Here is a 25284-nt window from a genome sequence, read left to right on the forward strand (position 1 = left end):
CTATGGAAGAAAAAAAATTAGACATCAATTCGGTAATAGGTTTTGTGCTTATTTTCGGTATTTTAATGTACATGCTCTGGCAAAACCAACCCACGCCCGAACAGCTAAAAGCGCAAGAAAAGGCCAAACAGGAACAGGTTGCAAAAGAAAGTAAAGCTACTAAACAAGACCAAACCAAGGTTGTTACTCCAGAAGACCTTTCTGCAACTGGCTTGACCGATTCATTGAAATTAGCAAATTTAAAAAACAAATGGGGCGCCTTTGCTTATGCTGCATCCAAAGCATCGCCAAACCAGACCGTGGTTGAAAGCGATTTGCTAAAGCTTACATTTAATAACAAAGGCGGGTATCTTTCAGAAGTAAAACTAAAAAAACATACCGATTTTAATGATAACCCCATCTATCTTATTAAAGATAACAATGCTTCCTTCAACATTAATTTCGGAACAACCGATAGCAGGATTCTCAATACCAAGGATTTATATTTTGAACCAACCGTAACCAAAAATGGCGATTTAACGGTGGTTTCAATGAAATTGAAAGTGTCTGAAACCAAATTTTTGGAATACCGTTATGAATTGAAACAGGGCGATTATATGATGGGCTTCACCGTGCGGTCCCAAGGATTGAGCGATGTTTTAAACAGTTCGCAGCCCATTAATTTAGACTGGGACCTGAAAACCTACCGTCATGCCCAAAGCATTTCGTATGAAAACCGATATACCGAAGTGGTTTTTGAATATGAGGGTGGTAAGGACGATTATTTGGGGCAACGTGCCGAATCTGAAGATACCGGAAATGAGGTAACCTATGTTGCCTTTAAACAGCATTTTTTCACCTCTATTTTATTGGCCGACACCCCATTTAAAACAGGAACGTTTAAGTCGAAGAACTTAGTACAGAATGAAGATGTCGATACACTTTTTACCAAGGCATTTTCGGCCAAGTTCCCGTTAGAGCTTGCAGGTGGTGAAATTAACAAATCAATGGATTGGTACTATGGCCCCAGTGATTTTAAGATTTTAAACAAATACGATAGAAATTTAGATGAAGTAGTGCCTTTGGGTTGGGGTATTTTTGGATGGATAAACAAATACATGTTCATTCCCTTGTTCGCTTTCCTAGGAAGCTTTTTACCTTACGGCATCGCCATTATTGTTATGACGATATTGATCAAATTATTAATGTCGTTTGTGCAATACAAGCAGTTTTTATCGCAAGCGAAAATGAAAATTTTAAAGCCAGAATTGGATGCCATTCGCGAGAAGCATAAAGACAATAAAATGAAAGCGCAACAAGAAACCTTGGCGCTTCAAACAAAAGCGGGCGCAAGCCCAATGGCAGGTTGCATCCCTGCATTGGTACAATTGCCCGTATTTTATGCGCTGTTCCAGTTTTTCCCATCGGCGTTCGATTTGCGCCAAAAAAGCTTCCTATGGGTTAAGGATTTGTCGTCCTATGACACTATTGCGGAATTACCGTTCAAAATCCCATTCTATGGCGACCACGTAAGTTTGTTCCCCATATTGGCATCGGTGGCCATTTTCTTTTACATGCGCTTAACAACAGGCGACCAAATGGCTTCGCAACCAACAGCAGATGGCATGCCCGATATGGCTAAAATGATGAAGTACATGATGTACTTTTCGCCAATTATGATGTTGTTTTTCTTTAATAATTATGCCTCTGGATTGAGTTTGTATTACTTTATTTCAAACTTAATTAGCATTGGAATCATCTTAGTGATTAAAAATTATATTCTTGACGAAGATAAAATCCATGCCCAAATTCAAGAAAATAAGAAGAAGCCCAAAAAGGAAAACCGTTTCCAGAAAAAAATGGCTGAAATGATGGAACAGGCAGAACTACAAAAACAAGCCCAACAAAAAAAGAAAAAATAGTTTGAAGCTGCCGTAACTGGCAGCTTTTTTTATATACAATTTGAAGCTTTTAATGACGTTTATATAGTCATGATCAAAAGAAATCAATTTAAACAAACGTTTTTTATGAAAACTGTAAGTACCTTTTTGTTGCTAGTCGTTTCTACAATGGTTTTTTCACAAGAGACCAATCAAATAGATGCCAACGGTAAACGCCATGGTATCTGGAAAAAAACCTTCGACAACAGTCCTATTTTAAGATATGAAGGCACATTTTTTCACGGAAAGGAAATAGGGCTTTTTAAATTTTATAAAAACCTAAACAATAAAGCGGTTTTAACGGCTACAAAAGAGTTTGACCAAAAAAATTCCAAGGCCTATGTTAAGTTTTTTGCCTCTACGGGAAAACTTATCAGTGAAGGAACCATGGATGGTAAAAAATATATTGGCACCTGGAAATACTACCAAAAAGACAGTGATGCACTATTAACGCTCGAGCATTATGATGCCTTTGGAAACTTACATGGCGAACGGTTGGTGTATTATCCAAACGGTGAAATAGCCGAGAAACAATTTTATAAAGCGGGCAAATTGGATGGGGTTTCCGTAGTGTTTTCTGATAAAAAAGTGTTGCTAAGTGAAGTAGTGTATGCAAATGATGAATTGCATGGATATTCAAAATACTTCTCACCAAAAGGTGAATTGGTTGCGGAAGGTCTTTATAAAAACGGTAAGAAAGAAGGTGTTTGGAAATATTATGAAAATGGCCGGCCCACCGAAGAAAAAAACTTTTCAAATATGCCCAAATACATAAAAAAAACTCCTTAATTTCTTAAGGAGCCCTTTTTCATAGACAATTTTTATTAGAAATTGACTACTGCTATTAATCTATCTAAACAAAACAAATTAATTCAATTTAGGAAGGATTACTTTATCAATTACGTGTATCACGCCATTAGCTGCCTGCACGTTTACTGCAACTATTTTGCTCACCCTATTGTTGGCATCGGTTAAAGTAGCACCTCCGGTAGTTTTAGCGGTTATTACGCCACCCAAAGTTGTAATGGCCATATTGTTTGTTAAGGCAGTTGACTGTACATTGGCCCCTGCAACAACGTGCATATTTAAAGTAGCCGATAAAGTAGCCGTTGGTATGGCGGCCAAATTAGCAACACCTAGTTCGGTTAATAAACTTCCAAACGCTGCATTGGTTGGCGCGAACACTGTAAACGGCGCAGGAGCGACAGATTTAGACAAGGTACTAACATAAGTAAATGAGGATTCCCTGGTTAAAGCCGCAACTAGTGTAGAGAACGATGGATCGGCGGTTGCAAAGGTTACTACGGTTGGTAAACCTATTACGGCATCAACAACATGTATTACACCGTTTGTAGCATTAATATCTGGAGTTGTTACTTTTGAAACACCATTCAAATTTACACCACCTGTTGTATTAATAAACATACTTAAATTTAATTGGGTATCGCCATAAGTGGCCAGGGTATTTACATAACCAGTGGTTAAACCAGCAGACATGTTTTTACCAGCAACCACATGGTTTAACAATACTTGTTTTAAAACATTTACCGGTACAGCATTCAAGTTTGCAAAATTGTTTGCTGTTAAAAATGCTTGAAATGCTGCATTGGTAGGCGCAAATACGGTATAGGCACCAGGGCTATCCAAAGTTTCTACCAATCCTGCACGATCTAAGGCCGCTACTAAGGTTTCAAATCCAGGGGTTGCAGCAGCAATTTCTGCAATGGTTTCTGGTTGTTTTACGGGGTCGTCATCATCACTACATGATACTGTTGCAAACAAAGCAAATGCAATTAATGAGAGCTTACTGATAAATTTGATCTTTTTCATTTTATATAGTTTTATAAATTTGTTTAACAAAAATACAAAAACTTTAAACAAAATATCAAATTTTTGTTTAAAGTTTTGTTAAAAAAATTAAACAATATAAAATCCTATACTTAAAACCCTTTGAAACTTAACCTATTTCATCCTATATAATTTATATATTTGCACAATAAATTATATAATGAAACGGGTAATAATAGGACTTTCAGGAGGGGTTGATTCGAGTGTAGCAGCTTATTTATTAAAGCAGCAAGGGTACGAGGTGATTGGTTTGTTTATGAAAAACTGGCACGATGATACGGTTACTATTTCAAATGAATGTCCGTGGTTGGAAGACAGTAACGATGCCATGCTGGTTGCGGAAAAGTTGGGAATTCCGTTTCAAACAGTCGATTTAAGCGAAGCTTATAAAGAGCGCATTGTCGATTATATGTTTAAGGAATATGAAAAGGGCAGAACGCCAAACCCCGATGTGCTCTGTAACAGGGAAATAAAGTTTGATGTGTTTATGGATATTGCCCTTGAACTTGGAGCCGATTATGTGGCTACGGGCCATTACTGTAGAAAGGGCATCATCCAAAAAGAAGGGAAAGTATTCTACCAATTGCTTGCTGGCGTTGATGACAATAAAGATCAATCTTATTTTTTATGTCAATTATCGCAATCACAATTGGCTAAATCCTTATTTCCAATAGGCGCATTAACCAAACCTCAAGTCCGCGACATTGCACTGGAACTGGATTTGGTTACGGCAGGGAAGAAAGACTCACAGGGCCTATGCTTTATTGGTAAGGTAAAGTTGCCCGATTTCCTTCAACAGCAATTAAAACCAAAAACGGGCGATATTGTTGAAATACCCAAAAACCATCCTATATACAACAAGGTTTCAATCAAGTTCAGTTCCAAAGAAGATGAGCTTGCCTATTTGTCGCGCAAATTAGACTACAAAATGGAATACGGAACCATCGTAGGAAAGCATCAAGGTGCCCACTATTTTACAAAAGGGCAACGCAAAGGGTTGGCGGTTGGCGGCACTTTAGAACCGCTTTTTGTGATTGATACCGATGTTGAGGAAAACGTTATTTACACGGGCCAAGGTAAGGAACATCCTGGATTGTTAAAAAAAGCCCTGTTTGTTGCCAACGAAGAATTACATTGGATTCGTGAGGATTTGGCTTTACAAATAGGCGAAACCATGGATGTTATGGCAAGAATCCGCTATCGGCAACCCCTGCAAAAAGCCCTGTTGCATAAAGTAGCTTCAGGATTATATGTAGAATTTGAAACTTTACAATCTGCCATAACCGAAGGACAGTTCGTGGCATGGTATTTAGAGGATGAATTAGTTGGATCTGGTGTAATTTACTAACTTAGGCCATTAAAATTGCTATAATATGAAGAAAAGATTATTATTAGTTATGCTCGTGTGCTCTCATTTCACACTTTTAGCGCAAGAAGATGCCTGGGTTTATTTAAAAGATAAAGCAACAACCATTGCCAATATTTCTAGTTTAACAGATATATTAACCGCAAAAGCAATAGCGAGAAAAAATGCCCATAATGTCCCTATTGACGATCGCGATATTCCAGTAAATCCTGCGTACATTTCACAACTAAAATCTGCAACTGGCATTACCGTAATGGCGAAATCGAAATGGTTCAATGCGGTACACGTTAGGGGCAGCGAAACCGATATTAAAAATTTACCCAGCAGTTTTCCGTTTATAGAGCGCATCGATTTTGCCAACAAAAGTTTAAACCTTAATAAACCCGTTAAGCAAAAAACGCCAACAAAAACAGAAAGCACCCTCGAAACATTTAATTATGGTACTGCTGCCAATCAAGTGGAAATGATTCATGCCAACCAGTTGCATTTGTCAAATTACACAGGTGCGGGCATGACGGTTGCTGTGATGGACAGTGGCTTTCCCGGGGTAAACACCCTAAGTGCTTTTGAAAGATTGCGAACGGTTGGACAGGTAATGGGCACCTACGATTTTGTTGGTAAAGATGAAGATGTTTATACCAATACTACCAGCAGTCATGGTACTTTGGTTTTAAGCACCATGGCAGGTTACATTGAAAATCAATACGTTGGCACCGCTCCAGATGCATCGTATTATTTATTTGTAACCGAGGATGATGATAGCGAAAACCCCGTAGAGGAGAGTTATTGGGTTGAAGCCGCTGAACGTGCCGATAGTTTGGGCGTAGATGTTATTAACACCTCTTTGGGCTATACTACTTTTGACAATGAAAATTATAACCACACAACTGCCGATATGGATGGCAATACCACCTTTATAACCAAAGGCGCTAACATTGCTTTTGAAAAAGGGATGTTGTTGGTAAATTCGGCAGGGAATGATGGCAATAAACCTTGGCAAATAGTAGGTGCGCCTGCCGATGCAGCGGGAGTTTTTACAGTAGGCGCAGTAACGGCAGCCGGTAATTATGCAACCTTTAGTTCAATTGGAAGTGCCTTTCAATCTGTACACAAGCCCGATGTGGTAGCCCAAGGGGAGGGAAGTTACGTTATTTTAGAAAATGGCGCTATCGAAACACGCAGCGGTACTTCATTTAGTGCGCCAATTATGGCTGGAGGTATGGTTTGTTTATGGCAAGCCCTACCCAATAAAACAAATGCCGAAATCATGCAGTTGGTACGTCAGTCGGCTTCAATATTTAGCTATCCCACTTATGCTTTGGGTTATGGTATTCCAAATTTGCAATTGGCACTCAATTTAACATTAGGCGTTGCGGGCGATGATTTCAACACCAGTGTAAAGGTGTTTCCAAACCCAGTAAAAGAGCATCTGTATTTTAAAATGCCTTCAAATGAAACGTTCTTAAAAGTTATGGTATTTGATATGCTTGGGAAACAGGTTCTGCATCATTCTGTGGATGCCGTTACCAATCAATTAGATGTTTCATCCCTTTCAAAAGGACTCTATCTTTTAAAAATTCATTCAAAAAACAACGCAGCAACGTTTAAAATCATCAAACAGTAAATGCCCAATAGAATTACGGAGTTATTCAATATAAAATATCCCATTATCCAAGCAGGTATGGTTTGGAATAGTGGTTGGAAATTGGCGTCGGCAGCAAGCAATTCGGGCATTTTAGGATTATTAGGTGCCGGTTCCATGTATCCGGAAGTACTGCGCGAGCACATCCAAAAATGTAAAAAAGCTACCGAGAACCCGTTTGGGGTAAATGTACCTATGCTGTATCCAAACGTTCAGGAACTTATGGATATTATTGTTGAAGAAGGCGTTAAGATTGTGTTCACTTCCGCAGGAAATCCTAAAACGTGGACAACGTGGTTGCAACAGCGCGGTATTACCGTGGTTCATGTTGTTAGTAGTGTTGCATTTGCCCTAAAAGCCCAAGAAGCGGGCGTTGATGCCGTTGTTGCCGAAGGGTTTGAGGCCGGTGGCCATAATGGGCGCGATGAAACTACGACCTTAACCTTGATACCTATGGTGAGGGAGCACATACATATTCCGTTAATTGCAGCGGGTGGTATTGCTACCGGAAAAGCCATGTTGGCAGCCATGGTGTTGGGAGCAGATGGGGTACAAGTGGGAAGTAGGTTTGTGGCTAGTGAAGAAAGTTCGGCACACGAAGCATTTAAAAAAATGGTGGTTGCAGCCAAAGAAGGCGATACGCAACTTACTTTAAAAGAATTAGCGCCAGTACGATTATTGAAAAACAAATTTTATAATGATGTGCAGGAACTTTATAAACAAACACCAACGCCCGAGCAATTAAAGGAGCTGTTGGGTAGGGGACGTGCCAAAAAAGGGATGTTTGAAGGTGATTTGGTTGAAGGAGAGCTGGAAATAGGACAAATTTCAGGGTTAATACACGATATTAAACCAGTTGCTCAAATTGTTGCGGATATGGTACAGGAGTTTGAAATGGCAAAACAACAAATTTCTAAAATATAAACAGTTACTTATCTGGTTTTGCATAATATGAAACTTCCATAACCAGATTTCGTTACCCATTGGAATAACTAGTATGGAAGAACCATGTGACCGGTAAAATACAACAATAGAGACACATGAAAGAAATCATCAAACCTGTTTTAAAAAAGATAGCTTCCTTTTTCAATTTTACGTTATCAATCAGACTTTCTGGAAACTATTTTAGAATCCCCATTATGGGCGGATTGGGATATGCTAACGTTAAGATGGAAGAAAAATGGATGATTGTTTTAATTAAAAACATATTAAAAATGGAGTCTTCTAAATTTGTTGATGTTGGTGCCAATATCGGGCAAACACTTTTGAAATTAAGAAGTATTGATGAAGACATAAATTATATTGGTTTTGAGCCAAATCCTAGTTGCAATCATTATTTGCAAAGATTAATTAAGCGCAATGCAATCAAAAATGTGACGATATTGCCGGTTGGAATTTCAACAAAAACCGAAATAGGTGCGCTTCACTTTTACGAAGATAATGTAACCGATAGTTCAGCGTCCATTCTTAGTAATTTCAGGGAAAATAAAATTTTGCATAAAGCGTTTATTCCCTTATTTAATGTAGAAACCTTACTGAATACAATTGATTTCGATAAAATTTCTATTCTTAAAATTGATGTTGAAGGCTCTGAACTTGAAGTTTTACAAAGTTTTAAAAAGCAAATACATGACAGTAACCCATTTATATTAATGGAAATATTGCCTGTTTATGATGAGTTGAAAAATAGTATTAGGTTTCATAGACAAAATAACATTAAAGCCATATTGGATGAACTGAATTATTCAATATTTAGGATTAAGAAAAATAAAAATAAACTTTTAGGATTATCAAAAATTGAAAATTTTGGAGTACACTCTAATTTGAATGATTGTGATTATGTTTTTGTTCCAAACATTAAATCAGATAAATTTACAGATTCATTTAAAGTTTATTTGTAAAAAGATACTTTTTAATCGATAAAAAGCAATCGCTAAACCTTACTTTTGCCGGATGCAATTAAAAAATTACACCAAAGAGTTTAAATATAATTGGCAGCTCGCAGCACCTGTTATGCTGGGTATGTTGGGCCATACATTTGTAGGTTTTATAGATAACGTGATGGTAGGGCAATTAGGTACTGCCCAACTTGCTGCGGTATCCTTGGGTAACAGTTTTATGTTTATTGCCATGTCTTTGGGCATTGGGTTTTCAACGGCTATTACACCGTTAATTGCTGAAGCCGATGCGGAGCATGATTTTGAAAAAGGAAAATCGACCTTTAAACACGGCCTTTTTTTGTGTACCGTTTTAGGCGTTTCCCTTTTTTTACTGGTGCTTTTGGCAAAACCGCTTATGTACTTCATGAAGCAACCTGTTGAAGTAGTAGAATTGGCAATTCCGTATCTTGATTTGGTGGCATTTTCATTATTACCGCTTATTGTTTTCCAGGGCATTAAGCAGTTTAGTGATGGGCTTTCCATGACGCGCTACCCTATGTACGCAACCATATTGGCCAATATCCTAAACATTGTATTTAACTATGTGCTCATATTCGGAAAATTTGGATTTCCCGAACTTGGTATTGTTGGTGCTGCTTACGGTACGCTAATTTCAAGATTTGCCATGGTGTGGTATTTGTGGGCCTTGCTTCACAAGAAAGAAAAATCGAAAGCATTTGTTGCCCAAATCAAATTTTTTGTTCTCGATAAATTAATGCTAAAAAAACTGCTTAGTTTGGGGTCGCCCAGTGCGATGCAGATGTTTTTTGAGGTGGGTGTATTTACGGCGGCCATTTGGATGAGCGGGTTGTTGGGAAAAAATCCGCAGGCGGCAAACCAAATAGCCCTAAATTTAAGCTCTATGACCTTTATGGTGGCAACCGGTTTTAGCGTAACCGCCATGATTCGTGTTGGCAATCAAAAAGGATTGCAAAATTATGTGAATTTACGGCGTATTGCCTATTCCATATTTTTATTGGGCATCATCATGGCATTAATTTTTGCGTTTCTGTTTTTTATATTCCATAACCAACTTCCAAAACTGTATGTCGATTTTGATGACGCCAAAAATCTGGCCGATAACACCGAAGTTGTCGGCATCGCTTCAAAATTATTGATTGCCGCGGCCATTTTTCAATTAAGCGACAGTATTCAAGTGCTAGTTCTGGGTGCGTTACGGGGTTTACAAGATGTAAAAATACCCACAATAATCACTTTTGTTTCATATTGGCTTATCGGTTTTCCAATAAGCTGGTTTCTTGGGAAGGAAACCGCTTACGGAAGTTTTGGTATCTGGTTGGGCTTATTGGCCGGCTTAACAACTGCCGCCATTTTATTGTATATACGCTTCAATTATCTTACTAAAAAACTCATATTGACCAACAGTTAGCAAATAAAATCTATTAACCAACAACCACAAAAATCCACAAAAAACCATGGCACTACCTAAATTTATTCTTGGTGATAACACCGACTTTCCAAATGCTATTTATGTAATTCATACCGAATTCCCACGATTTATAATCAACCTTGAAAACGACGAACTGGAGTGGTTTGAGGATTTTGACGATGAGGATGAAAACGAATTGGTATCGGAAACCGAAAGCATGATTAAACTGGCAACCGAGTTTTACGACCGTGAAATATTGAAATACGAAGAGTAGTAACTTTCTTGTAGGCCTTAATTGGATGCTTCATCTGGTTAAAATCAGTATTAAATTTTAACGTGGGTGGCCTTTCGTTTGCTCAATTGGCTCTTAAAGTTTGGGATGTTAAAAATAATTACAGAAATTCCAATAAGGCTGAAGCTTAGTCCTTGTAAAAAACCAATGTGCTCCTTAAAATAAAAAACTGCCAGTAGAAAGTTGATAATAGGGTTTAGGTAGATGAAAATACCTACTACCGACGAATTAAGTCCTTTTAAAGCATAAATATTTAGATACATGGGAACGATGGTAAACACCAAAGCAATTAAAACAATAATGGCATAGAAAAAGCTTGTTTTTTCAATATCAGAAATATAAATAGGAACAAAGGGAAGCAATAATACAACAGCAACACCTATTTGCAGGGTTAACACCATAAACCTATCAATTTCTTGGTTTTTTCTTTGCAGAACTAAATAAATGGCATAAGTAAAAGCAATGATCATGCTGTAAAATAAGTCGGTGAAATTTCCAAGCGACAATATTAAACAGCTTACCAAACTTAAAAAAACCGAAAACCATTGAATTTTGAAGAGCCTTTCCTTTAAAATGAAATAGGCCAATACCATGGTTAAAATAGGGCAAATAAGATATGCCAACGAGGTGGCACTTACGCTTACATGGTTCATGACATAAATAAAAATAAACCAGTTAAGCGCTAAAAACAATCCGCTTAAAAGGTTTACAATCCATACTTGCCGTTTTTTGTTTTTTGATAGGGTTTGGTAAATCTTGATATTTTTTTTTAAAACTTTGGGGCGTAAAACCAACGAAACCAACAACATGATACTTACCGATATGAGTGCACGGAAAATTAAGATATCAAATGCAGGAAACGCATCGAGCGATTTAAGGACCAAGCTAAAAAAGCCCCAAATGGTAAAAGCTGTTATAACTGCCAGATAGTATTTGTAACGCATGGAAATTTCTTTATAAGAAAGGTGCAAATGTATCTAATATAAAGTGCGTTTAATACTATTTTTTATAAAATAAGAACAAAATTAGCTAACATCCCATATAACATCAAACAAAAATTTCGCTTCAAGGGGCGTTATCCCCATTTACGGGATAACCTAACGAAACGAGCATTTTTTTTGCTTCCGCCAGAACATTTTCATTTTTATGTTGAATCGCCACAGATTGGCTATCGGTAGTTACCGAAACAGCTTCAACACCATTTAAACCTGATAGGTTGGTGGTAATGGTATGGGCGCAACCTTGGCATTTTATGTTTTGCACCTTGAGCGTTGTTGTCATTTTTTTAATTTACAAGTGTTTATGCCTAAAAGCGTATAAAGTGGACAAAAACTAACAAAACTGGTTACTAAGAACACAATAGCCAATGCCATTAGTATATAGGCCAAAGTGCCTTCTATAACATTGAAATAATACAATAGCGCAATAAGTATGGCAATGAAAACGCGAATGCCTTTGTCGGTACTTCCCATGTTTTTTTTCATAATATGGCTGTTAAGTTAAACGGTATCCTTGGTTTTTCAACCAATTCAAATTTACAAAAACGAAAGCACTTTATGGCAACCTTTGATCTTAAAATTAATGGGGCAATTTATTTTTCAAAATGCCGTACACAAAAGTGCCCAACATGGCTGCGGCTATAACCACCGCCATGCTTAAAACACCGGTGCCCAATAAAATATATAGTGGCCCGGGACAGGCTCCAATTAAGGCCCAACCCAACCCAAAAATAGTACCGCCAATAATATAACGGGTAAAACCGTTTTCTTTTTTTGGTACTAAAATATTCTTGCCCTTAATGCCTTTTTTTGAAAGTTGAAGAAACAAAATCCCGGTTATGATGGCAGTTCCTATAATACCATACATGTGAAAGGACTGAAACCTGAACATCTCATATATACGGTACCAAGAAACAGCCTCCGATTTTACGAGGACAATTCCGAAAAAAACACCAATTATCAAAAATTTTAAATAGTTCATAAGCTTAAAAAATAAGAGGTAAAATAAAATTGGCCATGATAAGGCCGCCAATAAAAAAGCCAATAACCGCTACCAGCGAAGGCTTTTGCAAACTGCTAAGCCCACTAATGGCATGTCCGGAAGTGCAACCATCGGCATAACGCGTTCCGAAGCCAACCAAAAAACCTCCAATAATTAAAATCAAGAGCCCTTTTACAGAGAAAACCACTTCCCAATCAAAAATTTCAGCAGGTACTAAATGCGCGCCAATATTATCAAAACCAAGATTTTTAAGTTCCTTTACCGTTTCAGGGTTTAAATTCGTGGTGCTTTGGTTTGACAGATAATGGCTTCCTATGTAGCCACCAATAATGGCACCTGCAACTACCACCAAGTTCCATGAATGTTCTTTCCAATTAAATTTAAAAAACTCTGAAACTTTTCCTGCACCCGCTATGGTACACATTGTTTTTAGGTTTGACGACATGCCGAAAGTTTTTCCAAAATAAAGCAACAGTGCCATAACGGTAGTAATCAACGGGCCAGAAACATACCACGGCCAGGGGTTTAAGATAATGTCCATACAGGTTTATTTAATTAATGGTATCAATAAAATTAACTCCAAAAGTAATGAAATACAAAATTGAAAAAAAATTGGTAGAGTTTTAATAAAAATATTATATTTGCACCCACAAAAAAGGCCTCGTGGCGCAACTGAATAGCGCACTTGATTACGGCTCAAGAGGTTACTGGTTTGAATCCAGTCGAGGTCACGAAAAAAATTAAAGCTTCCAAGAAATTGGGAGCTTTTTTTGTGGTTTAAATTAAGAAAAACATATTTGCCACTGAAATTATTCAAAATTTTGGAGTAACTGAACTTAAATAAAACACATATAATCAATATAAATTGTACTTGCAAGTTTTTTAAAATGTATAGGAAAATATCCATTTGTTAATTGAAAATCAACCTAAAGGCAATACAAAAACATGAAGATGTTCAATATTTTAAAATAGTATCTTAAAAATTAGGTTTAATATCCTTTAATTCTTTTATTGAAATTGTAAAAACACTGCCATGTCTAGCACCTGTTGGAAACTGTATTTTATCTGAAATATCCTCCCAAGTTTTTAAATCCTTAGATTGGATGGCCCCGTAATTTTTTTCGGTATATTTATCAAAATAGACAATCCAATTGCCGTCAAGTTGAATGGCGGTAGGCCCTTCTGCCCAATAGTTTCCCGTAATAGGTTCGCTGGCTTTGGTAAAGGGGCCCGTTAGGTGGTCGCTATAAGCTACCCTTAAATTCTTCTGTACCGGATTTTTGGTTTCATCTTTCAAGAACATCACGAATTTATTGCCATGTTTTTGAATGCTGGCATCAATCACATTGAATCCGGGATCGTATAACAATTGGGTTTTGCCAAACGTTTTGAAGTCTTTTGTAACCGTGTAATACATCCTATGGTTGTAGCCGTTATCTTCGGTAGATTGGGTTTCCGGAAATTTCCCCTCAATAGTTGAGGCCCAATAAATCATATATTCTTTTGAAGTTTCATCAAAGGTTATTTCTGGAGCCCAAGTGTTCCGTGTGCCTTTTTCGTGTTCCATCACCGGGATGAATTTTTGTTCGGACCAATTAATTAAATCTTTTGAGGAGGCATAACCAATGCCTTTATCGGTCCAACTCACCGTCCAAACCATGTGGTACAAACCATCGCCGCCTTTTATAATACAGGGGTCGCGCATTAGTTTATCCTTGCCAACTTCGGGTGTTAAAAAAGAGGTGTCGTTTTTTAAGGCTTCCCATTTATAGCCATCTTCACTAAAGGCCAAATGCAAACCGTCTTCACCGTTTCCCTTAAAATAGGAGAACATGTAGATTTCCTTTTCAGGAATAAAGTTGTTGGCAATCAGCCAGTTTTCACACGCTTTTGGCCAATTAAGGTGTGTGCCAAACCTGCCCAAGCCAAAACCATGCCCGCCATTTTCATATATGTGCATTTCGGCAGGTACTTTGTGTTTTTTTAAGGCTAGGTAATAGTTGATGCTATTTTCAACAGGTACGGCGCCATCATCGGTAGCATGAATCAAAATAGTTGGCGGTGTATTTTCATCAACCTGTTTTTCATTTGAATATTTTTCAATGAATGCTTCGGAAGGATTTTTTCCCAACAGACTTTCTTTTGAACCTTGGTGCGTGATGCCATCTTCCATAGAAATAACGGGATAGATCAACATGGAGAAGTCGGGGCGCGCACTGGTTCCATCGGAAGCATAAACCGTATCATTATAACGTGTAGATGCGGTTGAAGCTAAATGCCCACCGGCCGAAAAACCAATAATGCCAATTTTATTGGGGTCTAAATGCCATTCCTTTGCATTTCTTCTCAAGGTTCTAATAGCCTCTTGTGCATCTTGAAGTGGCCCGATGGTTTTGTCTTCCATAATAAGATCACTTGGCAACCTGTACTTCAAAACAAAAGCAGAAATGCCTATGGCGTTTAACCATTCGGCAATTTTATCACCTTCTTTATCATGCGACAAAACGGTATAACCACCGCCGGGACAAACAATTACCGCCGTGTTTTTTGAATTGTTGTTGTTTGCCAAAAAAACCTTGAGCGTGGGTTCTGTAACTTTTCTAATGGCGTTTGGGTTGCCGTTGTCATCTAACCTGAATTCTTCTTTATAAGTTTCATTTTCGATGGCTCCCGGAACGTTTTTCCATAGGGCAATTTCTTTATTTTGAGAAGTAGATGTTTGAGCGAATAGCACTAATGATACTCCTATAATTAATATTTTTATGGCTTTGTTCATTCTCATCTAGAAATTTAAATTAGTCCCAATAAAGTTAAAATTTCACTGGGACTAACCTATTAAAACAATTATTTCATCCTATAAATCTCAGCTCCAGCCAATAAAAAACACCCTAAACCATAATCCTCAAAATCCGGAATTTTATCGTACGATAGTGGTTGCCCATCCTTTGGCTCTTTTCCGGTAGATTGTAAATAGCCCAAAAAGCCATTATCATGTAAAGCCTCTTTGGTCATGGCATTCCACGCTTTTTCAATTACGGGCAAATATTTTGCTTTATCTAAAATACCATTGTTAATGCCATACGCCATGCCGTAAACAAACAAGGCGGTGCCAGAGGTTTCCTTGCCGCCAAAATGTTTGGGGTCGTGTAGGCTTACGTTCCAAAAACCATCTTTTCTTTGAATTGGGATGAGGGCTTCTGCCATCGCTTTTAAATCGTTCACATATTGCTCCCTGTGTGGCGCATCCTTTGGGATTATTGACAAGGTTTTTGCCAATGCCGCAATCACCCAACCATTACCACGGCTCCAATAAGCATCTTCACCATTGGGTTCTGTATAAGGCGGATCGAAGTCGGCATCGCGCCACCAAAGGCCGTCTTTTGGGTTATATAGTCCGTTATCGCCATGTTTGTCCCGAGTAAACATATACATATCGTACATTTTTTCATAATACCGATGGTCGTTTTCCAGAACCCCCAATTTTGCAAAAACGGGCATGCCCATTTGTATGGCATCTATCCACGACCAATCATCCAATTGAGGCGTGTTCAACAACATGTTTATGCACGCCTTTGTATTTTTTAGTTTTTTGGCGTCCGGTTCTAAATTGTACAGATCAATATAGGTTTGTGCCGCGCAATAATTATCGGCATTTCGGGTAGTATTTCCACCATTAAATCCCCATTTATGAAATTCTGCCCAAGCATACGCATAATCGTAATAAGCCTCTTTTGGGTAAATGTCATGCAATGCCATCAACCCTTCGTAATACACCCCACGGGTCCAGATATGGCTGGGGCGTTCTTTATTGGTTACGATGGTTTTGCCCACATCGGGCCATTTTTCCATAAAGTATTTGTTGGCCAGTTCCATTTGGGCCAACACCTCTTTTTTGTTAAAAGGTTGTTGGGCAAAACTTATGGACGTTATGATAAGGCTTAAGCTTAAATACAATATATTTTTTTTCATTGTGAATTGATTAGCGTTATTTAATTTGTTTTAATGGCGTTATGGAAATAGGCCCCAATAATCCGGAAGGCATCGGGCGCCATTTGGTAGCATCAAATGTTTCGTAATCTTTGTTTACCATATTTATTTCGTAGAAAATTTTCCATGCTTCACCCCGCATTTCCTTGGCGCGAATTCTATTGGCCGGTAAATTGGTGACCTGTATTTTCAGCTCGTTTTTTCCTTTTTTAAGTGGCCCTAAATGGATGCTGAACGGTACCGACCAAACCGTTCCGATATCATTTCCGTTAAGCCAAACCTTGGCACTTTCCCGAACATCGCCTAAATTCAAATGCCAATTATCGGCTTCCATATTTGGGGCATCAAATTGTAAGGTATAAGTTGCGGTTCCCGAAAAGGCTTCGGCTTTGTCACTTAAATTTGTCCAAGATTTTAAGGTATCCATTTTTGCTGAAGGCGGCAATTCCGGGCCTCCTTTTTCAAAAACAAGCGTCCATTCGCCTTCTAAAGGAATTGGTTTGTTGGCTGCTTCGTAATATTTCCAATCTTGTTGCGATTTTGTGTTTTCAGTTTTAAGAAGGAACGATTGCCCAGGTTCTAAGCGAAGCTTTACCAAGGTGTTTTTATCTGTTTTTTTAACGGTGGCGTTACCATAAGCTTTGGTTAAAGGGTTTAAAATCAATACCTCTTTATTGGCAATTGCTAATGGAATAAAATCATCTATTACTTTAGATGTATGATTTACTAAGTAGTATATTTTTTCGCCATCAACATCTCTTCTAATAAATTTCAAGCCCGTTTTAACCAAGGTTTCTGGGTAAACATGGGCAATTTCCAAATCTTGAAATAAGTTTGAAGTGGGGTTTACAAGGTCCTGATTGTTTGAAATGGCAGCCAACATTTTTGAGGTTTGGGCTTCGTAATCGTGAAAACCCGGTATGGTTTGTGGCAACCCTCCAAAAATAATGTTGGCGCCTTCCTTTTTTAGGGCGATCAATTTTTCCAAGGTTTTTAATGGCATTTTTTCGCATGGCGGAATTACCAGCGATTTGTAAGTACCGCCCGGTAAAACAATACGTCCGTTTCTAGCAGTGGCCTGCGCTATGAATTTATCGGAAATAAAATCGACACCATAACCGTTTTCCATTAATTTTTTTGTTGTGCTGTAAAATGGTGTATTGTGCAACCATTCATCCAGTGAATGGATTTTAAATTGAAAAAACAAATTACCTCCTAAATTTTTGCCCCAAGTATCGTAAATGGGCCAGTAAAGTAAGGTTTCGTTATCCGGCTTTCCTGTTTGAAGCATCGATTGGCAATTTGCTATATATGAAAATAGGGCAGACGCATCTTCCCATATAGTGTTGGTAGCATTAAAATTGACCGATGCGTAGAATTTCCAACCTGGCCATACCGCTTCTTTTGGTGAATACGTTGAACCATGCAAAAACACATGGTTGATGCCATTTAGCAATAAATCCTCAACCTCTGGCTTGCATTGTGATAAAGCCGTTTTAAAATGGTCGCGCAACCATGTAAAGGTTTCTGAGGAGGTAAGTTGTTTGCCTGAAATATGTGCCGCCGATGATGAGAATTTAAGCATCACAGGATCAGCATCGCCTTCCCTAATATCTTCCGCATCGCGCCTAAACCCGGGGATGTCGTACGGCATAGAGCCGAAGGTTTCACATTCCGGAATGTCGGCTGAGGCATATAAATCCAACAAATTCCCGGGCGAGCCATGTGCCTGCAATTTTGTTTTGAGGTTTTTGGAATGGGCCCATGCCGTCCAGGGCATATCAAATTTATTCAGCAATAAATCGGATATGGTTTCCCTGTAATCGCTTTTTATCCTGTTGCTTATTGGCCCGTCCTCCTTGTTCAAAAGCTGTGGCATGTATTTTTTTAAATCGTAACCACGGCGTTCTTCAAATTCCTGAAAAAATTGGGGCGTAAAATCGGTGCCATACACTTCGTAGCTGTCATTAAAAATGGCCCTGGGTTGGTTTTCAATCGTTTGAAAAGCTTTGTTGAAAGGTTGCACGTAAGCGTTTAAGGCCTCGGTTGAATAATGGTCCAATGTGTAACCCTTGCCACCGGGAGCGGCACGCTTAACCTGTTGCCCTGTTTTGCCTGCAAATACGGCATAAACGGTATAATCTGTTTTTTTGGCCTTCCAGTTTAGTTGTTTGCCGTTCAATTGGTTTGTTAAATCTATAAAAGTTCCGTTTTTGCCATAAGCCAAAACGTGCAGCAGTTCTGCGGGCATTTTTTCCTTGGTGGCATCAACGGTTATGGTTTTGCTTATCTGTTCGTTTTTCTTCACCCCAAATGTTTCTATAACCAGTTTTGTGGCGGCGTAAGGCCCGGTAACCTGCGGGCCACCATAGGGCCACCCGGTTCCTAAAACCATATCAACCTGCATATTTAGGTTATCGGCAATTTTAATGGTGTAGTCCAGCATTTCGAGATACTTTGGCGATAGGAAATCAATAAAGTTTGCTTCTTGTCCTTTTACACCATAAATGGGTGTAATTTCTACCCCGCCTAGGCCCGCTTTTTGAAAATCGATTAAGCTAGACCTTAAATTAGCGCTATCAACCGCGCTACCCATCCACCACCAGCGTGCCCAAGGTTTTGTTTGCGAGGTGTTTTCGGGCCAAACGGTATTGTTTTGTGCTTGCAGGTTCAACAAGGCAAAGACACTTAAAGCTAAAAGGACTATTGAATTTTTATTTGGCATCATATTCATTTGAGGGTTTTTTAATATCCACAGCATAAATTTGCGTACTTCCTTCAAAATTGGCCCTAAAGATAATTTGTTTCCCATCCGGCGAAAAATGTACGTTGGGCTCCAAATCGTAATCATGGTTTTTCATGTTCACCAATTTTTTTGAAACCAAACTATCACCTTTTGGCGTGAAATGGTACAGCCACCTACCGTCTTTGGCACGGGCCACCTGCCCTTCATCGCCACCATCGCCGGCAAAGGTTTTTTGGTCGGGCGCTATGTTATAGTGAATGGACCATTCGTCCCGTTTTAAAGCATAACGTGTTTCAGCGCCTGTTTCAATATGTTTTCCTGCCAAGTAAAAGGTTTCCCCCCGCGGTATTTGAAGATCGAACCAAATGGTTTTTCCATCCGGACTAAAAAACTCATGGCCCGCAATTTCGCGATCTACCGTTCTTTTGTGGATGAGCTGGTTTTGTTTTGCGGTAATGTCCATGGTCCAAATTCTATCAACCTTATGCCATGGGCCTTCATGGCAATACATTAGTAAGGCTGGGTTTGTTGGCGAAAACTGAATGTGGTTTAACCAAGCATTTTCAGAATACAGATGGCTGTAGGCTTTGGTGTTTACATTAATGGTTATTAAACTTCTTTCAAGTTTCGCTTCGTAGATTTTATCGAAATAACTTGATTTTGAAGGGTTTTTTTTGAAAATCTCGTTTTCCTCCTTGGTTATTAAGGCACCGCCCAAAAGCGTTTCATCGGCATTTAAAGTAGTGATGGAGCCTATAACATCATCATCAAATTTATAGATGAAATCTGTTTGGTGCGTATCTATATGGGTTGAAAACACGCTGTCGTTCACCATATAAAATACTTTACGGGTTTTTGTGCCCAAGATTTCACCGCGCTTGTTTCCGTTGGTATCTGTAATTTGCTGAATGTCTTTTGTTTTCAAATTAACCGTGAAATATTGGTTGCCTGCTTCGGTTCTGCCAGAAAAAACCATTAAATCAGTGTTTCCATCCTTAGATTTCAAAAACGGATTGTTATGGAAATAAAAGCTGCTATTGTTTCCGTCCCTATGCACCAGTTTTTCTATTTTATGGCCAGTTGAGGCGTCAATCCAAACCTTTGCCAGAGAACTTTCCTTGCCTGTTTCCATCATTGGAACAGCATTGTTTTTTGAACTGTTTTCTGTTTTGGAACGGTTCATTTTACAAGAAAAATTCAAAACAATCAACATTGCCAGAAGCGTGGTTTTAATAAATTTCATCTAAATCTATTTTATTTTCAATAAAAATAAGGTTTGTGTTTATATATTCTATCCTGTGGCATCCTGCTATGGCCTGCCAATAAGCAACTCTAATTTGGGGTTGTGCTAAAATTTAAAACATGCTCATGGATGTGTTTTTGTTGGCTTATTGAATCCACTTCAACATTGTTCAGGAAAATATTTTTTACAGGAAGGGCTTCTTGACCTAAAATGCGCGACAGGAATTCTGTTTTGGTTGCTTTCACATTTTTTAAATAAACATCGTGAATAGGGGTCAATCTCCTTTCAATGGTCGGTACTAAGTCGCGCCATTGGTAGAAAACATCGGTCTCGATACCAAGTATGCCATTTTGTATGGCACCTGCGCGAATGTTTTCAACATAAATGTTTTTTACATAGCCACCACGGCGCTCGTTGGTCTTTATAAACACCAAATGGAACATTTTAGCGCCATCAACCACCTTACAATTTTCAACAAACACGTTTTCTATACCGCCAGATAGTTCGCTGCCAATGGCCAATAACTGGTGCCCGTTTTTCATGGTGCAATGGCGCATCACAATATTTTTACAGGGGGTGTTTAAGCGCCAAGCATCTTGGTTTCTGCCCGATTTTACCGCAATGGCATCATCACCTTGGTCGAAAACGCAATTTTCAATTAACACATTTTCGCTCATTTCTGGGTCCACGCCATCGTTGTTGTGGCCATGGGCATATACATTCAGGTTTCTAATAACAACGTCTTTGGAAAGGTAAGGGTGAATGGTCCAGAACGGACTGTTTTCTATGGAAACACCTTCCAGCAAAATATGCTTGCTGCGGTTAAACTGTATAAATTGTGGCCGAAAATGGGCGGTATCGTTTACCATTTGGCGTTGCGCAACAGGTTTGTTGTAAGCGGCCAAATTGTAAAGCCGTTTTAAACTCTGCATGTGCGGTTCGGGGCGGGCAAACCATTTTTCCCAAACATCCATTTTAGCTTTTAGCTTGCCTGGGCCCGTAATGGCAATGTTTTCACAATTAAACGCGTAAATGAGCGGTGAGTAGTTATAACATTCCATGCCTTCCCAAGTGGTGTGCACTGCGGGCAAATAATCTTGTGGGTTTTCAGAAAAAAGTAATACCGCACCTTTGTTCAAATGAAGGTTTACGTTGCTTTTTAAATGTATTTTTTTCGTTATCCATTCACCTTCGGGGATAACCACAACACCGCCAGCATTTTTATTGGCCTCTGTAATAGCATCGGCAATGGCCTTGGAAATGAGTTCCTTATCCCCTAGAACGGCACCAAAATCGGTAATTAAAAACTGCTTGCAATTGCTAAAATCTGGAATTTTGATAGTGGGCATTTTAAAAGGTGCTTCCACTTTTATTTCGGTTGTTTTAAGGTTGTGGTCATTCACCTTGCATGAAAAATGACTTAACACGCATGCCATGAGGGCTACTTTAAGGATGTTCATCGTTTATTTTTTTCAGTCTTTAAAAATAACTCCGATTTTTAAAATTGCTATCCTGTGGCATCCTGTTTAAATTTAAAAATGATATGTTAAATCATCTAAAAAACACAGAAAATTGTAATCGATTACTAAAATTTAATTTTAAAGAAAATATTTTCATAAAAATTTGTTAAAACTATGTGACTGAATAACAAATAGTTAGATGGCACATAAACTAACTTATTGATTGTTAACAGGTAAGAGCAGGATGGAACAACAATTTCTAATAAATAGATTTGGTTTCAATAATTACTAAACTAAATGTTATATGAAAAACAAATTAATTCTATTAATGAGTTTGTTCATGTTTGCTTTCATGCATACATCAACATTTGCTCAGGAAAAAAAGGTTTCGGGGACAGTTACAGATCTCTCCAACTTGCCATTACCAGGTGTTAATATCATTATAAAAGGAACAAAAAAAGGAGCGAGTTCCGATTTTGATGGCAATTATAGTATTTCTGCAACTGCTGGCCAAACCCTGGTGTTTTCTTATGTTGGTTTTAAATCTAAAGAACTTGTGGTTGGAAGTGCCAACACATACAATATTTCTTTAGAAACCGATGATGAAGTTTTGGACGAGGTGGTAATAGTGGGGTATGGTACGCAAAAACGAACCATGACCACAGGCGCGGTATCATCAATTAAAACCGAAAATTTTGTAGAGCGGCCTATTTCTAGGGTTGACCAAGGACTTATTGGTCAAATTGCGGGTGTTCGCGTTAAACAAACCTCAGGTTTGCCAGGGCAACCGTTTAGCATTAATATCCGCGGTACAGGATCTATTTCTGCGGGCAATGAGCCCTTATATGTCATTGATGGATTTCCAATTCATACCGAAGGATCGTCAAGTAGTGGCGGTTTTGGAAACGGTAGTCCGTTGGACAATATGAACCCAAATGATATTGCATCGGTTGAGATTTTAAAAGATGCCGCAGCCGCTGCCATTTATGGTTCTAGGGCTTCAAACGGTGTCGTTTTAATAACCACAAAAAGAGGTAAATCAGGAAAAGCGAAATTTACATTTAATACCTATTCAGGAGTTTCAAAAGAAGTAAAAAGAGTTGACATGTTAAGTGCCGAAGGATGGATAGATAGAGCTAAAAATATGATAGACACTCAATGGGTAGCTTCAGGAATAGCGGGCGCATCTGCCGACCAGACCGTAGATGAACGGCGCGTACTTTATAATGCGGCCAGAAACCCTGATTTGGGACCAAACGAGTTCAATACTGGCTTCATGTACGACCCACGCTGGGACGTTCCAGGTCACCCAGGATTAGATTATATTAATTGGCAAGACATTATTTTCCGTAGAGGCGAATTTAACAACTATCAGGTATCAGCATCTGGAGCAACCGACGCGGTAAATTATTATGTTTCAGGAAATTATCAAAAAAACAAAGGTTATATTATTGGTACGGATTACAGTTTGTATTCGGCCAGAGCCAATGTTGACATCAATCTATCGGATAGCTTTAAAATTGGCATCAATATTTCGCCTTCCTATTCTATAAAAAACGACCCAGGTGTTGAAGGTAAGGACAATGTAATACACAAAGCCCTTGGAGCGACTCCTGTATTTGAAAGTACCGTAAATGAAAATGGCGAAAAATATACTACGAAATATGCTTGGGGAAGCAGCACAACCAACATGTTGCCCCTTTTAAGCAGGGTAGGGAAAAACTCAATGTTTAGAAATCTACTTTCAGGTTATGCCAGTTACAACATCTTCAATAACCTAACACTAAAAAGTACCATCAATTTCGATAATTCGGATAACACAACCGAAACTTATACCCCAAACGATGTATTAACAAGTATAAGAGGTGGATACAGCACATATAGAAGACAAAATATTGTTAATGAAAACACATTAACCTATCGTACAACAATAGCTGATGCCCATAATGTTACTTTACTTGCGGGTCAATCTTACAGTGCTTACCAGATAACCAGATCGAGTCTGTCTTCTGGAAATCTCTACAACAGCTTTACCATCCAAACCTTACCAAATGGTTCAATAGGTTATACAAATTCTGAAAAAAATGTTCAAATTTCATATTTCGGAAGGCTTCAATACGATTACAAGGAAAAATACCTGCTTTCTGCGAGTTTAAGGCGTGATGGCTCATCAAAATTTGGTTTTGAACAACGCTGGGGCACATTCCCTTCAGTATCATTGGGATGGCGTGTTACCGAAGAAAATTTTATGAAAAATGTTAGTTGGTTGAGCGAATTAAAACTAAGGGGAAGCTCTGGTATAAACGGTAGCAACAACATTGGCAACTATGCTGCGTTCTCAACTTTGGGCAGTTACAATTACGCATTAGGCGGTGCTACTGGGTTGGGACAAGGCGTATCTGGAATACCTAATCCTTTCCTACACTGGGAAGAATCAAAAACAAATGATATAGGGATGGATTTCGGTTTATTAAAAAACAGGATCACAGGGGTTTTTGATTATTATAAAAAAACAAATACCGACCTTTTATTGCAAGTTCCTGCGTTGGCATCGTCAGGGTACACCAGTTACCTTTCAAACATAGGTGAAGTTGAAAATACAGGATGGGAGTTTGAACTAACAAGCGTTAACATAAGCAATAACGATTTTCAATGGAAAACCTCAGCAAACATTAGCCATAACGAAAACAAGGTATTGGCTTTAGGTCCAGATCAAGACAAAATTGAAATTGGTTCTAGTTGGGGCGGTGGCGTGCCATTTTACAAACTTGAGGTTGGCAAGCCCATGTACACCATTTTTGGAATAAAACAAGACGGTGTGGTTACGCAAGCTGATATTGATGCTGGAGGTACCACATGGGGCGGTAAAGCCTTGGTTTTAGGAGACCCCCGCTATGTTGACCAGAACGGCGATAAAAAAATAACCACCGATGATAGGGTAGATTTAGGAAACCCAACACCAAAATATACTTGGGGCGTTACCAATACCTTTAAATACAAAGATTTTGATTTGAATGTTTTGGTTGAAGGACAAAATGGAGGTTATATTTATAGTTTGTTAAGCCGGGGCATTAACCGTACTGGCATGGGAGCCGTTGAAAACAACTTAGATGTCGATCCTGCTGTAAGAGGTAACTGGAAAACAAATTTTGGGTATGTGCCCAATACCGATTGGCTATATAAATCGGATTATGTAAGTATAAGAAACATCACATTAGGCTATGACCTTTCAAAAGCGTTAAAATCTATTAGCCGAATTGATAATGCCAGATTATATTTAAGTCTTGAAAACTGGTTCTATTGGGATAAATACGACGGTGGTTTTAACCCAGAAGCAACAAATACATCGGGAAGTAGCGATAGTAGATACCCAGTTCCAGCAGATTACGGTGGTGCTCCATTGGCAAAATCATTAGTAGTAGGACTTAACATTAATTTTAATTAAAATTA

Annotated in this window: 20 protein-coding genes and 1 tRNA gene; 10 read left to right on the forward strand and 11 right to left on the reverse strand. The window is 38.5% G+C overall.

Features of this window, described 5'->3' with window-relative positions; all coding sequences use genetic code 11:
- Nucleotides 1-2 precede the first annotated feature (2 nt).
- The gene (yidC, locus tag GQO80_RS00500) at nt 3-1901 is read left to right on the forward strand and encodes a membrane protein insertase YidC (RefSeq protein WP_157206244.1); all 1899 of its coding nucleotides are present in this window, start codon (nt 3-5) and stop codon (nt 1899-1901) included.
- A 105-nt stretch (nt 1902-2006) separates the two neighbouring features.
- A complete protein-coding gene (locus GQO80_RS00505) occupies nt 2007-2708 on the forward strand; it encodes a toxin-antitoxin system YwqK family antitoxin (protein ID WP_232333083.1) in 702 nt (233 codons plus the stop codon).
- A gap of 78 nt (nt 2709-2786) precedes the next feature.
- Here GQO80_RS00505 and GQO80_RS00510 read toward each other — a convergent pair whose 3' ends face one another.
- Nucleotides 2787-3749: a fasciclin domain-containing protein gene (locus tag GQO80_RS00510; RefSeq protein ID WP_157206245.1), complete on the reverse strand. Its 963-nt coding sequence runs from the start codon at nt 3747-3749 to the stop codon at nt 2787-2789.
- Between the two features lie 178 nt (nt 3750-3927).
- On the opposite strand from GQO80_RS00510, the gene mnmA reads away from it, so the two are divergent.
- The 6 genes from mnmA (at nt 3928) to GQO80_RS00540 (ending at nt 10379) form a co-directional block, all read left to right on the forward strand.
- A complete protein-coding gene (mnmA, locus tag GQO80_RS00515) occupies nt 3928-5115 on the forward strand; it encodes a tRNA 2-thiouridine(34) synthase MnmA (RefSeq protein ID WP_157206246.1) in 1188 nt (395 codons plus the stop codon).
- Between the two features lie 25 nt (nt 5116-5140).
- Nucleotides 5141-6757: a S8 family serine peptidase gene (locus GQO80_RS00520; RefSeq protein ID WP_157206247.1), complete on the forward strand. Its 1617-nt coding sequence runs from the start codon at nt 5141-5143 to the stop codon at nt 6755-6757.
- A complete protein-coding gene (locus GQO80_RS00525; RefSeq protein ID WP_157206248.1) occupies nt 6758-7699 on the forward strand; it encodes an NAD(P)H-dependent flavin oxidoreductase in 942 nt (313 codons plus the stop codon). It abuts the gene before it with no gap.
- Nucleotides 7700-7815: 116 nt separating this feature from the next.
- A complete protein-coding gene (locus GQO80_RS00530; RefSeq protein WP_157206249.1) occupies nt 7816-8676 on the forward strand; it encodes an FkbM family methyltransferase in 861 nt (286 codons plus the stop codon).
- A gap of 52 nt (nt 8677-8728) precedes the next feature.
- The gene (locus tag GQO80_RS00535; RefSeq protein ID WP_157206250.1) at nt 8729-10105 is read left to right on the forward strand and encodes an MATE family efflux transporter; all 1377 of its coding nucleotides are present in this window, start codon (nt 8729-8731) and stop codon (nt 10103-10105) included.
- A gap of 46 nt (nt 10106-10151) precedes the next feature.
- A complete protein-coding gene (locus GQO80_RS00540) occupies nt 10152-10379 on the forward strand; it encodes a hypothetical protein (RefSeq protein ID WP_157206251.1) in 228 nt (75 codons plus the stop codon).
- Between the two features lie 50 nt (nt 10380-10429).
- On the opposite strand, the gene GQO80_RS00545 is transcribed toward GQO80_RS00540, so the two are convergent.
- From GQO80_RS00545 to GQO80_RS00565, 5 genes are all read right to left on the reverse strand, one after another.
- Complete coding sequence (locus GQO80_RS00545) at nt 10430-11341, reverse strand: EamA family transporter (RefSeq protein WP_157206252.1); 912 nt, start codon at nt 11339-11341, stop codon at nt 10430-10432.
- Nucleotides 11342-11462: 121 nt separating this feature from the next.
- Entirely contained in the window at nt 11463-11678 is a 216-nt protein-coding gene (locus GQO80_RS00550; protein ID WP_157206253.1) for a heavy-metal-associated domain-containing protein, read from the reverse strand.
- On the reverse strand, nt 11675-11881 hold the full coding sequence (locus GQO80_RS00555) for a YgaP family membrane protein (protein WP_157206254.1): 207 nt from the start codon (nt 11879-11881) through the stop codon (nt 11675-11677). Before GQO80_RS00555 ends, GQO80_RS00550 begins: the two co-directional genes overlap by 4 nt.
- Before the next feature lie 94 nt (nt 11882-11975).
- Nucleotides 11976-12377 carry a DUF6691 family protein gene (locus GQO80_RS00560; RefSeq protein WP_157206255.1) on the reverse strand — a complete coding sequence of 134 codons (402 nt, stop codon included), beginning with the start codon at nt 12375-12377 and terminating at the stop codon, nt 11976-11978.
- A 4-nt stretch (nt 12378-12381) separates the two neighbouring features.
- Nucleotides 12382-12939, reverse strand: a complete 558-nt coding sequence (locus GQO80_RS00565) for a YeeE/YedE family protein (RefSeq protein ID WP_157206256.1) — start codon at nt 12937-12939, stop codon at nt 12382-12384.
- A 116-nt stretch (nt 12940-13055) separates the two neighbouring features.
- Here GQO80_RS00565 and GQO80_RS00570 point away from each other — a divergent pair.
- A tRNA-Arg gene (locus GQO80_RS00570) sits at nt 13056-13129 on the forward strand.
- A 245-nt stretch (nt 13130-13374) separates the two neighbouring features.
- Here GQO80_RS00570 and GQO80_RS00575 read toward each other — a convergent pair.
- From GQO80_RS00575 to GQO80_RS00595, 5 genes are all read right to left on the reverse strand, one after another.
- Nucleotides 13375-15180 (reverse strand): prolyl oligopeptidase family serine peptidase, encoded by a 1806-nt coding sequence (locus GQO80_RS00575; RefSeq protein ID WP_157206257.1) that lies wholly within the window; start codon nt 15178-15180, stop codon nt 13375-13377.
- Between the two features lie 62 nt (nt 15181-15242).
- Entirely contained in the window at nt 15243-16367 is a 1125-nt protein-coding gene (locus GQO80_RS00580) for a glycoside hydrolase family 88/105 protein (protein WP_157206258.1), read from the reverse strand.
- A gap of 16 nt (nt 16368-16383) precedes the next feature.
- Nucleotides 16384-19113 (reverse strand): glycosyl hydrolase, encoded by a 2730-nt coding sequence (locus GQO80_RS00585; RefSeq protein ID WP_232333084.1) that lies wholly within the window; start codon nt 19111-19113, stop codon nt 16384-16386.
- A complete protein-coding gene (locus GQO80_RS00590) occupies nt 19100-20374 on the reverse strand; it encodes an oligogalacturonate lyase family protein (protein WP_157206260.1) in 1275 nt (424 codons plus the stop codon). The genes GQO80_RS00585 and GQO80_RS00590 overlap by 14 nt, the downstream gene beginning before the upstream one ends.
- An 89-nt stretch (nt 20375-20463) precedes the next feature.
- Nucleotides 20464-21834 (reverse strand): glycoside hydrolase family 28 protein, encoded by a 1371-nt coding sequence (locus tag GQO80_RS00595; RefSeq protein WP_157206261.1) that lies wholly within the window; start codon nt 21832-21834, stop codon nt 20464-20466.
- Nucleotides 21835-22138: 304 nt separating this feature from the next.
- On the opposite strand from GQO80_RS00595, the gene GQO80_RS00600 reads away from it, so the two are divergent.
- Complete coding sequence (locus GQO80_RS00600; RefSeq protein ID WP_157206262.1) at nt 22139-25279, forward strand: SusC/RagA family TonB-linked outer membrane protein; 3141 nt, start codon at nt 22139-22141, stop codon at nt 25277-25279.
- Nucleotides 25280-25284: the final 5 nt, after the last annotated feature.

The organism is Mariniflexile maritimum (assembly GCF_009746565.1).
Taxonomy (GTDB): domain Bacteria; phylum Bacteroidota; class Bacteroidia; order Flavobacteriales; family Flavobacteriaceae; genus Mariniflexile; species Mariniflexile maritimum.